This is a genomic window from Gordonia hydrophobica NBRC 16057 (assembly GCF_001592365.1).
GTDB lineage: Bacteria > Actinomycetota > Actinomycetes > Mycobacteriales > Mycobacteriaceae > Gordonia > Gordonia hydrophobica.
Genome location: NZ_BCWU01000001.1, coordinates 314,787 through 329,032 on the forward strand (window position 1 = coordinate 314,787; position 14,246 = coordinate 329,032).

Annotated in this window: 12 protein-coding genes; 9 read left to right on the forward strand and 3 right to left on the reverse strand. The window is 68.4% G+C overall.

Going from position 1 to position 14,246, the window contains the following annotated elements:
* Positions 1-79: 79 nt before the first annotated feature.
* The 4 genes from GH2_RS01580 to holA all read left to right on the forward strand — a co-directional run bounded on the left by GH2_RS01580 (position 80) and on the right by holA (position 4,699).
* Entirely contained in the window at positions 80-946 is an 867-nt protein-coding gene (locus tag GH2_RS01580; RefSeq protein WP_066162161.1) for a TetR/AcrR family transcriptional regulator C-terminal domain-containing protein, read from the forward strand.
* A 230-nt stretch (positions 947-1,176) separates the two neighbouring features.
* Positions 1,177-2,250: a helix-hairpin-helix domain-containing protein gene (locus GH2_RS01585; protein WP_239588507.1), complete on the forward strand. Its 1,074-nt coding sequence runs from the start codon at positions 1,177-1,179 to the stop codon at positions 2,248-2,250.
* Entirely contained in the window at positions 2,247-3,734 is a 1,488-nt protein-coding gene (locus tag GH2_RS01590; RefSeq protein WP_066162167.1) for a ComEC/Rec2 family competence protein, read from the forward strand. Before GH2_RS01585 ends, GH2_RS01590 begins: the two co-directional genes overlap by 4 nt.
* A gap of 5 nt (positions 3,735-3,739) precedes the next feature.
* Complete coding sequence (holA, locus tag GH2_RS01595) at positions 3,740-4,699, forward strand: DNA polymerase III subunit delta (protein WP_174545319.1); 960 nt, start codon at positions 3,740-3,742, stop codon at positions 4,697-4,699.
* Between the two features lie 216 nt (positions 4,700-4,915).
* On the opposite strand, the gene rpsT is transcribed toward holA, so the two are convergent.
* Positions 4,916-5,176: a 30S ribosomal protein S20 gene (gene rpsT / locus GH2_RS01600; RefSeq protein ID WP_066162173.1), complete on the reverse strand. Its 261-nt coding sequence runs from the start codon at positions 5,174-5,176 to the stop codon at positions 4,916-4,918.
* A gap of 234 nt (positions 5,177-5,410) precedes the next feature.
* Here rpsT and GH2_RS01605 point away from each other — a divergent pair, with 234 nt between their 5' ends.
* A complete protein-coding gene (locus tag GH2_RS01605) occupies positions 5,411-6,511 on the forward strand; it encodes a hypothetical protein (RefSeq protein ID WP_066162177.1) in 1,101 nt (366 codons plus the stop codon).
* Between the two features lie 23 nt (positions 6,512-6,534).
* Here GH2_RS01605 and GH2_RS01610 read toward each other — a convergent pair whose 3' ends face one another.
* Entirely contained in the window at positions 6,535-6,936 is a 402-nt protein-coding gene (locus tag GH2_RS01610) for a type II toxin-antitoxin system PemK/MazF family toxin (RefSeq protein ID WP_066162179.1), read from the reverse strand.
* Positions 6,933-7,601: an alpha/beta hydrolase family protein gene (locus GH2_RS01615; RefSeq protein ID WP_066162182.1), complete on the reverse strand. Its 669-nt coding sequence runs from the start codon at positions 7,599-7,601 to the stop codon at positions 6,933-6,935. Before GH2_RS01615 ends, GH2_RS01610 begins: the two co-directional genes overlap by 4 nt.
* Positions 7,602-8,360: 759 nt before the next feature.
* Here GH2_RS01615 and GH2_RS01620 point away from each other — a divergent pair.
* The 4 genes from GH2_RS01620 (at position 8,361) to GH2_RS01635 (ending at position 14,173) form a co-directional block, all read left to right on the forward strand.
* Positions 8,361-9,728: an HNH endonuclease signature motif containing protein gene (locus tag GH2_RS01620; RefSeq protein WP_066162185.1), complete on the forward strand. Its 1,368-nt coding sequence runs from the start codon at positions 8,361-8,363 to the stop codon at positions 9,726-9,728.
* A gap of 201 nt (positions 9,729-9,929) precedes the next feature.
* Positions 9,930-11,783, forward strand: a complete 1,854-nt coding sequence (lepA, locus tag GH2_RS01625; protein WP_066162187.1) for a translation elongation factor 4 — start codon at positions 9,930-9,932, stop codon at positions 11,781-11,783.
* Between the two features lie 4 nt (positions 11,784-11,787).
* On the forward strand, positions 11,788-13,860 hold the full coding sequence (locus tag GH2_RS01630) for a M3 family metallopeptidase (RefSeq protein ID WP_066162190.1): 2,073 nt from the start codon (positions 11,788-11,790) through the stop codon (positions 13,858-13,860).
* A gap of 112 nt (positions 13,861-13,972) precedes the next feature.
* Positions 13,973-14,173: a hypothetical protein gene (locus GH2_RS01635; RefSeq protein WP_066162193.1), complete on the forward strand. Its 201-nt coding sequence runs from the start codon at positions 13,973-13,975 to the stop codon at positions 14,171-14,173.
* Positions 14,174-14,246: the final 73 nt, after the last annotated feature.

The window sequence follows — 14,246 nt, forward strand, 5'->3', positions numbered from 1 at the left end:
GACCTGGAAACGCACAGGAATACAGTGTTCATCAAGGAATTCAGTGAAAGTGCACTAGTGCATTCGCGAGGAGCTGAGAATGTCGAGAGCCGAGCAGATCGCCGAGGAGATCCGCCATCGGATCGTGACGGGGATGCTGCGCCCCGGCGATGTGGTGCCGTCGACGCGGGCGATCATGCGTGATCACAACGTCGCGATGGCGACGGCCAGTCGGGTCCTGGCGCTCCTGCAAGACGAGGGGTTGGTCGAGGCGACGCCGGGCCGTGGCACCGTCGTGCTGGCGCCGGCGGGTGCCGACCCCGCCGTGTTGACCGCTGACGGCGTGGTCGGCGTCGCGGTCCAGATCGCGGATGCGGAGTCGCTGGCCGGGGTGTCGATGCGCAGGCTGGGCGCCGCGCTGGGGATTCCGACGATGGCGGTGTACCGCTACGTGCCGAGCCGCGACGACCTGGAGTCGGCGATGCTCGACCGGGTGCTCGGTGAGGTCGCGGTGCCGTCGCCGTCCGGGGCGTGGCGGACCGACCTCGAGGGCGCCGTCGGCGCGCTGTGGCAGGTGATGGTCCGGCATCCGTGGCTCGCGGGCGCCCTGTCGATGACCCGGCCCGCTGCGCTGCCGAGTGCGATGGCGATGTCGGAGCGGATGCTGGCCTGCCTCGTGGAGGCGGTCGGCGATCCGGTGCAGGCGTTCACCGACTACCTGACCGTCCTGCACTTTGTTCGCGGCGTCGGGCTGACGCTGGAGCTGGAGTTGTCCGACCTCGCCGAGACCGGCCTCACCAACGACGAATGGGTCGATACCCGTCTCAGCGACCTCCGTCGGGTCGCCCCGCCCGAGCAGTTCCCGACCATGAACGCGATCATGGCTGCGGGCTACCCCTACGACGCCGACGTGCTGTTCGAGTCCGGGCTCCGCGTGCTGCTGGACGGCCTCGCCGCCCGCGAATGAGCGGATGTCGTGCATCTGTCCGGCCGAATCCCGATCTCGTCGCGAGCGATGGCTGAGTCAGGCCGCTCGGAGCGGCTCAACTCAGCCATCGGTGTGCGGGGTGTCGGGGGTGCCTGCACGCAAGGCCTCGGACATGCCAAATCTGTGGAAATCAGCCGATTCATCCACAGATTCGTGTTTCTGTCATAACCGACCTTTCGGCGACGTCGTGTGACGCCTACCGTGCGCTCATGGGGAGGAAGCAGCGGGTGGGCCGCGACCGCGACAACGGGCCCGATCCTTTGGCGAGGCTGGCGTCACCGGCGCCGTCGACGCAGCCGTGGGGCGTCACCGGAATGCCGAGTTGGCTCGACACACCGGAGGGGAGGAACGCGTGGGCCGAGCACGACACGGCCGACCCGCCGATCGAGGACACTGAGCGGGCGGTCGGCAACGACGACCCCGACTGGCTGCCCCGATCGCGGGCCCCAGAGCCGGACTGGATCGACGACGACTGGTTCGACGCCGGGGACCGGGACTCCGCGATTGCAGACGACGACGGGGCGGACGACGACCTTCCCGGCCTGGACTCGCTCGGCGACGAGGACGACTGGGAGGACGACTGGGAACCGCCGCGTCGTCGGCTCTCGATGTTGCCGCCTGCGGCGATCGGCTTGATCGTCGTCGGTCTCATCGCCTGCGCCATCGCGGGCTACTCGCTGCTGAAACAGAATGAGCCGACGGCGCCGCTCGTCGCGTTCGAAGCCGGCGCGCAGCCGTCGGCGGGTCCGTCTGGGGCGGGGCCGTCGGCGCCGAAAGCATCGACGAGCGATACCGCAGACGACGCGCGGATCATCGTCAGCGTCGTCGGGCTGGTCCGGAGGCCGGGGCTGGTGAGGATCGTGAACACCGCGCGGGTGGCCGACGCGATCGCCCAGGCCGGTGGGGCACAGCCGGGCGCCGATCTGATCAGCCTCAACATGGCACAGCTCCTGCATGACGGCGATCAGATCCTGGTCGGGAAAGGCGGGGTCGACACGGTGAAGAGTGCGGTCGTCGCCGCCTCCGGAGCCACACCCGGTGCGCAGCCGCCGCCCGCGCAGGGCGGCAGCGTCCCGACCGACGGGACGGCGCTCGTCGATCTCAACGCGGCGACTGCCGAACAGCTCGAGGCGCTCCCCGGCGTGGGTCCGGTGACGGCGGCCGCGATCGTCGCGTGGCGTGATGCGAACGGTCGCTTCTCGTCGGTGTCGCAACTCGCGGAGGTCGACGGCATCGGGCCTGCGCGGCTGGCCAAACTGAAACCGCTCGTCACGGTCGGGTGAAGACCGCCGATCTCCGGTTGGCGCTGCCCGCTGCCGGATGCTGGGCGGCCGCGGCGGTCGCCTTGCTGGTGCCGGTCGCAGTCGGAGCGGTCCTGGCGGGTGCGGTCGCCGCCGTGGGACTTGCGCTGGTGGTCGGGAGCCGATCGACGCGCATCGGCACGTCGATCGCGCTCACCGCCGCCGCGGCGTGCGGGGTGACAGCGGCGTCGACGATCGTCGTCCTGCTGCGGATCATCGCGGTGGACCAGGCGCCGATCGCCGTGATCGACGGCAAGCCGCTGGTCGAGGTAGAAGTGGCGGGTGATCCGTCGTTCGCGATTCCAGGAATGATGAGCCTGCCGGTCACCGTCCGCGCGGTGCGCGGCGCCCGGCAACGACCTGTTGCGGTGACGCTGCTGGCGAGGGCGTCGCAGGTCGATCCGCTTCCGGGCGAACGCTATCGGGTGCGCGTCCGGGTTCGGCCACCCCGCGACGGGGTGGCCGACCGCCTGCGGGCGGCGCGGCTCACCGCGGTCGGCGAGCTGACCAGGACCGGCGACGCACCCTGGTGGCAGCGGGTCGCCGGGCGGGTGCGCGAACGGTTGCGCGACGTCGCCGCCCGCGCGCTCGGTGAGCGGCCGGCGGGCCTGCTGCCTGGGCTGGTACTCGGCGATGTGAGCGGCCTCGATCAGCAGACCTCCGACAACTTCCGCAGTGCCGGGCTCACACACCTGGTGGCGGTCTCCGGCAGCAATCTGGTGCTCGTGTGCGGATCCGTGATCCTGGTGGTCCGCATGACGGGTGCGTCGGCACGGACGGTGGTTCTGGTGGGGGCGTGTGCGATCGTCGGATTCGTGATCCTGGTACGACCGTCGGACAGTGTGCTGCGTGCGGCGGTGATGGGCTCGGTCGGGCTGCTGGCGGGTCTCGGGTCGCGCCGGGTGCAGGCGCTGCCCGCGTTGGGGACGGCGGTGATCGTGGTGATCCTGTTGTGGCCGCAGATGGCGGTGGCGCCGGGGTTCGCCTTGTCGGTGGTCGCGACGCTCGGGCTGGTGCTGTGGTCGCAGCCGATCCGGCGCGCGCTGACGATCCGCGGGATGCCGGACGCACCGGCGACGTTGTTGGCGATGACGCTCGCGGCACAGATTCTGACGACGCCGCTGTTGATCGTGCTGACCGACACGATCAACCTGCTCGCGATTCCGGCGAACCTGGTGGCGATTCCGGTGGTGGGGATGGCGGCGCTGCTGGGAACCGCCGCGGCGGTGGTCGGCGCACTCGGCCCGCGGTACGGTCCGGGCGGTGTTCTCGCCGACTTCCTGGTCCGCGCGGCCGGGCCACCCACGCGGTGGCTCATCGCCGTCGCCGACCACCTCGGCGGCCCGGCGTGGTCGAGCATCGAGGTCCCCGGGTGGGTGACGGTTCTGGTCCTCGGGGTGCTCATCGCGGTGCCGGTCGGGTGGCGACGGCGGCGGCACCGGTGTCGGCACGGTCTGGCACGATGAACGACGTGAACGATCGGCTGTATCTACTCCTCGGAGACGACGACTTCCTGACCGGTCGGGTCATCTCCCGTGTCGCGGCCGAACGCAGTCGCGAGGCGGGTGTCGACGTGCCCGTCACGCCGATTCGCGCGGGCGAGGTCACCGGTCCCGAGATGGCCGAGCTCCTGAGTCCGTCGCTGTTCGCCGAAGAGCGGATCATCGTCGTGCAGTCGGCCGCCGAGGCGGGCAAGGAACCGGCCGCGCTGATCACCGCGACTGCGGCGTCGATCCCCGAGGGCATCACCCTCATGGTGGTCCACACCGGCGGTGGCCGACAGAAGGCGATGGTCGGGCACCTCAAGAAGGCAGGCGCTCAGGAGTTCGCGTGCGCGGCACCGAAATGGCCCAACGAGCGCGCCGACTTCGTCCGTAGCGAGTTCCGCCAGCTGGGCGCCAAGGTGTCTGCGGAGGTCGTCGAACTCGTCACCGACATGGTCGGCTCCGATCTTCGTGAACTGTCAGCGGCCTGCCACCAGCTGGTCGCCGACACCGGCAACAAGGTCGACGCGGACGGCGTCCGGCTGTACTACACCGGACGCGCCGAGGTCACCGGGTTCGAGGTGGCCGACAAGGCGGTGACGGGTGACCTCGCCGGTGCGATGGAATCGCTGGCGTGGGCCGAGCACCACGGCACCGCGCGCGTCCTGCTGGCCGACGCCCTCGCCGAAGCCGTCCATGCCATCGCCCGGGTGCGATCGATCGGCAACATGGACAAGTACTCGCTCGCCTCCGAGCTCGGGATGTCGCCGGGCCGCGTAGGCAAGGTGCAGACCCAGGCGCGCGCCTGGGACTCGGCGTCGATCGGTGAGGCGCTCATGGTGGTCGCGCAGCTCAACGGCGATGTGAAGGGCCAGGCGGCCGACGCCGGATACGCCCTGGAACACGCGGTGTCGACGGTCGCTCAGCTGCGTCCGCGGCGGCGCTGAGCCGAGAGGTCGATGTCGGCGGTCTCGATGTGGTCGTCGCTGCGCTCCTCCCGTACTCGACCAGCAAGATGTCGTCGTCTCCTGTACTCGATCAGCAGGTAGTGGCACGACGAACACCCCGACGACTGCGTGGCCCGTCGTCGGGGTGTTCGTGAGTGCTGTTCTGTTGTCGCTCGGCGCCGCCGAGCGGGGGCGCGGCCCGTAGGCCGCGCCGCATCAGAGCTTGTTGACTGCGAGAGCCATGGCCGACTTCTTGTTGGCGGCCTGGTTCTTGTGGATGACGCCCTTCGAGGCAGCCTTGTCGAGCTCACGGCTGGTGACGACGAGCAGCTCGGCCGACTTGTCCTTGTCGCCGGACGCCACAGTCTCGCGGAACTGGCGGATCGAGGTACGCAGAGCCGACTTGATCGACTGGTTGCGCAGACGAGCCTTCTCGTTGGTCTTGTTCCGCTTGATCTGAGACTTGATGTTAGCCACGCGATGTCCTCTTCTGACGTCTGGTGCGACCCGTTCCGGGTCGAATGTTCTGTTTCCAACGGCGACAGAGCGGTCAGTGGCCAGCGTCCATCGCAACAGCGGTCAACGATACCAGCGCCGCCCATCGTGCCAAAATCGCCGCCGCACGACCGCAGGCAGCGAACTGGTACGGACGGTGGACTCGCGGGAGCGGGGGCCGGGGCGATTCCCGGGGTCGCCCCTATCCTGGCACGTATGTCTGCCGTTTACGTCCACGTCGGTCTGCCGAAGACCGGCACCACCCATCTGCAGGACCGGCTGTGGCGCAATCGCGACCACGCGTCCGCGCGCGCCGGGCTGCTGTATCCCGGCAACCGGATCGACGACCACTTCCACGCCGCGGCGCATCTGCAGCCGGAGCGGTATCTGGACTGGGCCGACCCCGCGCACGCCGACGTGTGGCCTGCCATGCTCGCGCAGATGAAGGCGTGGCACGGCTCGTCGCTGGTCTCGCACGAACTGTTCGCGAACGCCGGACCCGAGCACATCAAGAAGTTGGTCGGCGACCTCGACTTCGCCGATGAGATCCACGTCGTCCTCACCGTCCGCGACCTCGCCCGCCAGGTCCCGTCGGTCTGGCAGGAGAACGTCAAGAATCAGCGCCGCGCCACGCTCGGCGAGTTCGTCGACTCGATCACCGGTGGTCCGGACAGCGGGGCCGGGCAGGAACCGTTCTGGGAGTTCCAGGACTACCGCCGCATCTGCGCCGACTGGGCGGAGGTGATCGGATCCGACCGCGTCCACATCGTCACGGTTCCCGCCGCGGGCACGCAGACGCCGGGCGACGGACTGTGGGAGCGCTTCGTCCGCGTTCTCGGGATCGACCCCGCCGAACTTCCCGAACAGGTCCCGAGCTCCAACTCGTCGCTGTCGGCCGGACAGACCGAACTGCTGCGCCGTCTCAACCACCGCCTGCAGCCCGACGACATCGAATGGCGTCGATATGAGGGACTGGTGAAGGGCGTCCTGATCGGCGACTACCTCTTCAAGACGCGCGACGGTGCACCCGAAGGGCTCAGCGGTGAGCAGCTCGCCTGGGCGACCGAGGAGTCCGACCGTCTGGTCGCGGCGATCGTCGAGAACGGCTACGCGGTGTCCGGCACGGTCGATGATCTCCGCGTTACCGCGGTTCACCACACCGCCGAGCACCCGACGACGACCGACGACGCACTGAACGCGGCGTTGGACGCGATCGCCCTCTGGGCCACGACCGCCCCCGTGCCCGACCACACTCCGGCGATCAAGACGCGAGTGGCCAACCTGGTGCGGCGTGCCCGTAGGCGGATCACCCGCTGAGAATCAGGCGGGACTGACGGGCTTCAGGTCCAGCCGAAGCGTTCGCGCAGTATGTGGGCGACGGCGTCGAACCGCGCCCGCTCCACGATGGCGCCCTCGCGGCGGATACTGTCGTCGTCGATCCGCAGTACCCGGTCGAGGCGTACGTAGCTGTCGCGATGCTTCCCATCCCACGCGCCGGTGCCGATCGAGAACCAATCGTCGTCGTCGCGGTGGTAGTCCTTGCTCGACAGCATGAGTCCCAGGACGTACCCGCCGTGATCGCGGCCCACGACGAGGACCGGGCGATCCTTGCCCTGTGTCGGATCCTCCTCGAACGGCACCCACGTCCACACCACTTCGCCCGGGTCGGCGTCGCCGTCCAGATCGGGGGAGTACGAGATGGTGCGGGCGAGGTCCCGCGTCGGCTGCTCGGTTCGGCTCATCGGCGTGCGCTCCGTTCTTCGGCGAGCGGCAGCAGCCACTCGGTGACGGCGTCGCCGGTCGATTCGCCGACTCCGCTGCGATCGGGTTTCAGACTGTGGTCGGCCTTCTCGACCTCCAGCAGCCGGACGGGTGCGGTGAACAGTGAGAGCGCCTCGGCGAACTCCGCCGACGTTCCGAACGAGTCCGAACGACCGTGCACGATCAGCGTGGGCGCGGTGATGTCGGGCAGATGCTCGGTCCGCGCCCGTTCTGGCTTGCCGGGCGGATGGAGGGGATAGGACGTGAGGAGCAGTCCGTCGACCAGGTCGGGATCCTCCGCGGCGAGCATCGACGCCTGCCTGCCGCCGTACGAGTGCCCGCCGACGATCAACGGTCCGTCCGCGACATTGCGCAATGCCGCGACGGCGGCGCGGATCCCGTCGCGATCGCGTGCAGCCTTCGACGACGCCGGCGGTCCCTTCGGGCGGTCCTGCCGGTAGGGCAGATCGATGCGGGCCACCGCGAGTCCCCGCTGGACCAGCGACGCCGCCACGACCGTCAGAATCGCCGAGTGCCGGTCCGAACCTGCGCCGTGCGCGAGGATCACGATTCCGCGCGCCTGCGCCGGACGCTGCACATCCGCCGCCACCATGTCCTGCTCGACCGTGAACTGATCCCCACTCATGATGCTTCGAGCATAGGGGTGTCTGGCAATCCTTTCGCGAGTCTCGACGGCCGGGTGCACGCCCGCGTGCGTTGTCGTCGGGGTAGTGCCGACAATATCGTTCGACTCCGACAATTCTCTCACACCTGACTGTGAGTCGAACACTTGTCTTATCAAATGTGAGATGTAACATAGTAGGTACAGCTTGATTGGGATGGCTGGAAGGTCGTCTCGTGTTGTTTGAGAACTTCATAGCCGTCGCGCACAGGCGACACGGACTGCTTCCGTAGCAAGGGGCTTTAAGGGGTGGTCGGTGGGTGCGCACGGAAGCAGGACCGCCGTCGGCTCGAGGGTTCGGCCGGCAGGGGTTATGCGGATCGACGCCGAATTGCCGTGAGTCGGCTCCTTGGGTTGGAGTCGCGTCTCGGGATGGCTCCTTGGGTTGGGGCCGCGTCTCGAGTCGGCCCCTTGGGTTGGGGCCGGGCGATGCGGGCGATCCAGCGCCGGGCCTTCGGGCCGGCGGCCTGTCCTGCGACGTCGCCAGACCCCCTGCCCTCACGGGCTTCGGGGGTCTGGCGGCGGGGTGACTGCTTGCGTCGGGTTCGGTGTCGTGCGTGTTGTCCAACGTCAGCGGCGCACCCGCCCTCTCGTGCTCGGTGATCCCGGGCCGGCGGCGATGCTCCGCTACACATTTCGGGCGCGTTCCCTATCGGAGCGTGCTCAGCCAGGATTGCGGCCCGCGTCGGGTCGTGTTCGCCAACAAGGGCAAGGGGGATTGCCATGGCTGTTGTCGACGTCATCACTGAATTCGCTGACGCGCTCATCGAAGCGCTCAGCCCACCCACTCTCGCTGCACCCGGAGGAGAACTCGCGTGTTTGTGTGCGAGTCCTTCGACGGTCGGTTTCGATGACGCTGTCATCGGGCAGGCGATGGTGCAGTTGACTCGGGTGGTCAATCTCGCTGGGACGGCGATGTCGGGGTTGACCGACGCCGCCGGACGAGCCGGACTACCGGCTCGGAAACGAGTCAAAACCAGCACCGACCTACTCAAGCAGTTGGGCATCACGCCGGCAGCCGCCCATCGATACGCGCGCACTGGACACGCCGCGCACACGATGCCGGGCGTGATGGTTCACGCACGAACCGGCGGTGTTCCGATCGAACAACTCGACGCGATCGGGAAAGCCATCACGTTCGTCGGCAAGCGGGTTCCGCTGGATGAGGATCGGCGGGCGGATCTGGCTCGGCGGCTCTCCTGCCAGGTCACGCCAGCGGATGTGTCGCAGCGGGCTCGGGAACTCGCCCTGGAATGGCAGCCGGAGATCGATGAGACTGATCCGGACGCGGTGCCGGTCGCCGAAAACACCGATCTCAACGAGATGACGCTGGTGACCGGCGACGATGGCCGCACCACCGGGACGTTCGATCTGGATGCGCTGACCGGCGAAGAGCTCAATCAAGCGCTCGACCCGCTCTGCAAACCGATCCCGCAGTCGGACGGGTCGCGGGATCCGCGCTCGGCTAAGCAACGTCGATCCGATGCTTTCGCGCAGGTCATCCGCTCCTACCTGAGTGGGAAGGAGCGGCCGACGGTGTCGGGTGGGGTTCTTCCGCACGTCACGATGATCGCCCCGACGCAGTGCGGTGACGGCACGAGCGCACCAGGATCCGTGCCCGAGGGTTCGTCACAGGTTGCCTCGCTCGGTTTCACCGGCCCAGTGTCCTCGGCGACCGTGGGACTGGTCTTGTGCGAGGCAGCGATGCGCCGGGTCATTCTCGACCAGAACTCGGCGCCCCTGGATGTGGGCCGCGAGCATCGTCTGGTGCCTGCGGGCCTCCGCCGGGCGCTGGAGGCCCGTGACCGGGGTTGCGCGTTCCCGGGCTGCGGGCGGCCGATCTCCTGGACTGACGCTCACCACTGCACGCCGTGGTCGGAGGGCGGAGACACTGCGATCGATAATTGCGTCCTGCTCTGCCGCATGCACCACACCGTGGTTCACCAGACTGGCTGGGAGGTGTTCATCGGCGACGATCGGCACCCGTGGTTCCGCCCACCGCTCGACCCGCAGCACCCGGACCGCCGTCGCGAACCGATTCGCTCCAACGCACGGAGGACGCTGACCGCCGCACCAACGGCGGCCGCGTGACCCGGGCCCGCACGACGCAGGGAGCAGCGTGAAGGTCACGGCCGCCGAGCTCTCCGCAGCGACGAGGAGCTACGGCGGGCCGCCTGTTCGGTCGCGCATCTGTGCGCGCTCGTTGGCGGCGAGGTGAAGGAGAGCGCCGACTCGTGCGAAACTGGTGGGTGATCATCTGCCGGGCCCCACCCGGGACCCGACGCGCAAGGAGTGAGTGAGATTCCCAGCTTCGCCGACAAGACCTTCACCGACCCGTCGAGAATTCGGAACTTCTGCATCATCGCGCACATCGACCACGGCAAATCGACCCTGGCCGACCGCATGCTGCAGTTGACGGGCGTCGTCGAGGAACGGCAGATGCGCGCGCAGTATCTCGACCGCATGGACATCGAGCGCGAGCGCGGCATCACCATCAAGGCGCAGAACGTCCGGCTCCCGTGGAAGGTCGGCGACGAGGACTACGTCCTGCACCTGATCGACACCCCCGGACACGTCGACTTCACCTACGAGGTCTCCCGTGCGCTCGAAGCCTGCGAAGGTGCAATCCTGCTGGTCGACGCCGCGCAGGGGATCGAAGCGCAGACCCTCGCCAACCTGTACCTGGCGATGGAGAACGACCTCACCATCATCCCGGTCCTCAACAAGATCGACCTGCCCGCCGCCGATCCTGATCGCTATGCGGCCGAGCTCGCGCACATCGTCGGCTGCGAGCCCGAGGACGTGCTGCGCGTCTCCGGCAAGACCGGCGTCGGCGTGCCCGAGCTGATCGACGAGGCGGTGCGGCAGATCCCGGCACCGGTCGGAGACCCGGACGCACCGGCGCGCGCCATGATCTTCGACTCGGTGTACGACACCTACCGCGGCGTCGTCACCTATGTCCGCGTGGTCGACGGCAAGATCGCTCCGCGCGAGAAGATCGCGATGATGTCGACCGGCACCACCCACGAACTCCTCGAGGTCGGCATCGTCTCGCCCGAGCCGAAGGCCAGCACCGGTCTCGGCGTCGGTGAGGTGGGCTACCTCATCACCGGTGTGAAGGACGTGCGGCAGTCGAAGGTCGGTGACACCGTCACCACCGCGCGAGGCGGCGCCGCCGAGCCGCTCACCGGCTACCGCGAGCCGCGTCCGATGGTGTACTCCGGCATGTACCCGCTCGACGGCTCCGACTACCCCGTGCTGCGGGAAGCGCTGGAGAAGCTGCAGCTCAACGACGCGGCACTCACCTTCGAGCCAGAGACCTCGGTGGCGCTGGGCTTCGGTTTCCGCTGTGGCTTCCTCGGCCTGTTGCACATGGAGATCACCCGGGAGCGGCTGGAGCGCGAGTTCAACCTCAGCCTCATCTCCACCGCGCCGAACGTGGTCTACCGGGTGGTCATGGACGACGGCTCCGAGCATGTCGTGACCAACCCGTCCGACTGGCCCACCGGCAAGACCCGGCAGATCTTCGAGCCGATGGTTCGCACCACGATCATCGCGCCGAGCGAATTCGTCGGCGCCATCATGGAACTGTGTCAGTCCCGTCGCGGTGAGCTGGGCGGCATGGACTACCTGTCGGAGACGCGCGTCGAACTGCGGTACAAATTGCCGATGGCCGAGATCATCTTCGACTTCTTCGACTCGTTGAAATCGCGCACCCGCGGCTACGCCAGCCTCGACTACGAGGAGGCGGGCGAGCAGGAGGCCGAGCTGGTCAAGGTGGACATTCTGCTGCAGGGCGAGGCCGTCGACGCGTTCAGCGCCATCGTCCACAAGGATGCGGCCTACGCCTACGGCAATCGGATGGCGCTCAAACTGCGCGAGCTGATTCCGCGGCAGCAGTTCGAGGTCCCGATCCAGGCCGCCGTCGGCTCCAAGATCATCGCCCGCGAGAACATCCGCGCCATCCGCAAGGACGTCCTCGCCAAGTGCTACGGCGGCGACATCAGCCGTAAGCGCAAGCTGCTCGAGAAGCAGAAGGAAGGCAAGAAGCGGATGAAGACCATCGGGCGCGTCGAGGTGCCGCAGGAGGCCTTCGTCGCCGCGCTCTCGACCGACGAACTGGGCGACAAGCCGAAGGGAAAGTGACGCCGTGAGCGGTGCTGCGAAACTCAATCCGGTGCTGGCGCCGTCGGACCTGCCGTACGGTCTGCCGGACTTCGCCTCGATCTCCGACGACGACTTCCTGCCGGCGTACGGCACCGCGCTCGCCGAGCACCTGACCGAGGTGGAGGCGATCGCGGCGTCGGCCGACGCGCCGACCTTCGGTAACACGATCGCTGCGCTGGAGGCGTCGGGACGAGCGCTGGCGCGCGCCAACGGGATCTTCTTCAACCTGGAAGGCCCCGACACCAACCCGCAGCGCGCCGAGATCGCGCAAGAGCTCGCGGTCCGCCTCACCGAGCACGGCAACGCGATCACGATGAACCCGCAGTTGTTCGCGCGGATCGCGGACCTCTACGACCGTCGCGCAGACCTGGGGCTCAACGAGGCGCAGACCCGACTGCTGGAGCAGCGCTACCGCGACGCCGTCCGCGCCGGCGCAGCGCTCGACGACGCCGGGCAGGCGCAGATGCGGGAGATCTCGGGACGGCTCGCCACGCTCACCACCGAGTTCGGACAGCATCTGCTCGACGACACCAACGCGTCGGCGGTGCACTTCGACGACGCCGCCGCCCTCGATGGACTGTCGCCGTCGGAGATCGCCGCCGCCGGACGCGCCGCGGCGGACGCCGGACGCGACGGATACCTCATCGCCCTGGAGCTCCCGACCAGCCAGGCCTCGGTCGCCAAACTGACCGACCCCGCCGCGCGTCGACGAGTCTTCGACGCGTCCATCCATCGGTGCGCCCGCGACAACGAATTCGACACGCGCGCCGTCATCGTGGAGATCGTCACGCTGCGCGCCCGCCGCGCGGCACTCCTCGGGTACGCATCGCACGCCGAGTACGTGATCGCCGAGGCCACGGCGCCGACACCCGACGCCGTTGCCGCCATGCTGACCGAGTTGGCGACCGCGGCGACGCAGGCGGGGAAGGCCGAACTCGCGCGCCTCACCGAGCGCGCCGGACATCCGCTCACGGCCGCCGACGTCACCTACTACCTGGCCGCGGACCAGCGCGCCCAGGCAGCGAGCGGTCCGGGCAGAGCAGCCGCGAACGCCGTGGACATCACCGACTTCGAGAACTACTGCGAACTCGACGCGGTCCTGCACGACGGCGTGTTCGCGGCAGCGGGGACGCTGTACGGACTGACTTTCACCGCCCGCGACGATCTGGCCGGCTACCACCCGGACGTCCGCGTCTGGGAGGTCTTCCGCGACGGCGAGGGGATCGGTCTGTTCCTCGGGGACTTCTACGCCCGCCCCTCCAAACGAGGCGGCGCGTGGATGAACAACATCGTCGACCAGTCCGCGCAGTTGGGCACGGCGCCGATCGTGGTCAACGTCCTGAACCTCACCAAGCCGGAGCCGGGGCAGCACTGCCTCGTCTCGTTCGATCAACTCACGACCCTGTTCCACGAGTTCGGGCACGCCATTCACGGGCTGCTGTCGAAGGTGGACTACGTGTCGCAGTCGGGGACGTCCGTCCCGCGCGACTTCGTCGAGTTCCCCTCCCAGGTCAACGAGATGTGGGCGTTGCACCCCGACGTCGTCGGCGGCTACGCGCGCCACCACGAGACCGGAGAGCAGGCGCCCGCGGCCCTGATCGACGCCGTCCGCGCGTCGACGGCGACCGAGTCCGCACACTCCACCCTCGAATACCTGGCGGCGGCTGCGCTGGATCTGGCCTGGCACCGTCTCGCGGAAGACGAGATTCCGACCGACGTCCTCGCATTCGAAGCCCAGGCGCTGGCCGACGCGGGGTTGGCGTCGGACCTGATTCCGCCGCGATACCGCAGCACCTACTTCAATCACGTGTTCGGCGGCGGCTACTCGTCGGCCTACTACTCGTACATCTGGTCCGAGGTCCTCGACGCCGAGACCGAGCAGTGGTTCCTCACCGGCGGCGGACTGGACCGAGACCTCGGCCGGGCGTTCGCGGACGCGGTCCTGGAGAAGGGTGACAGCGTGGATCCGGTCGCCGCGCATGCGGCGATGCTCGGCCACGCCGCGCAGATCACGCCGCTGTTGGCGCGCCGCGGGCTCGTCGTCGCCGGCCAGTGACGGCCCGGACCCGGCGGACGGCGTGAGCGCCGTCTCCGAGGCCCGGCGAGTAGGGTTTCAAATCAGCGTGGTTGTAACAGCGCGGGCGCGGCGGACATGAGGTGATCAAGCAGTGAACAGCATTCTGTCCTGGTGGGACGGCGTGGAGGAGTGGCTGACGGGGCTGCCGTTCATCCCTCAATTGATCGTCACCGCACTCGTCTTGGTACCACTGGCCACGGTGGCCGCATCGGGTGTGAATTACCTGGTCGGGACACTGTTCTCGAAGCTCGGCCGGGCAGAGGCCGACGATGATCACGGATGGGGAATCTGAGTCGATGTTTCGTTCCAAAGTCACGATCGCATTGGTGGCCCTGTTGGTCCTCGTGCTGATCGCCTGGTTGATC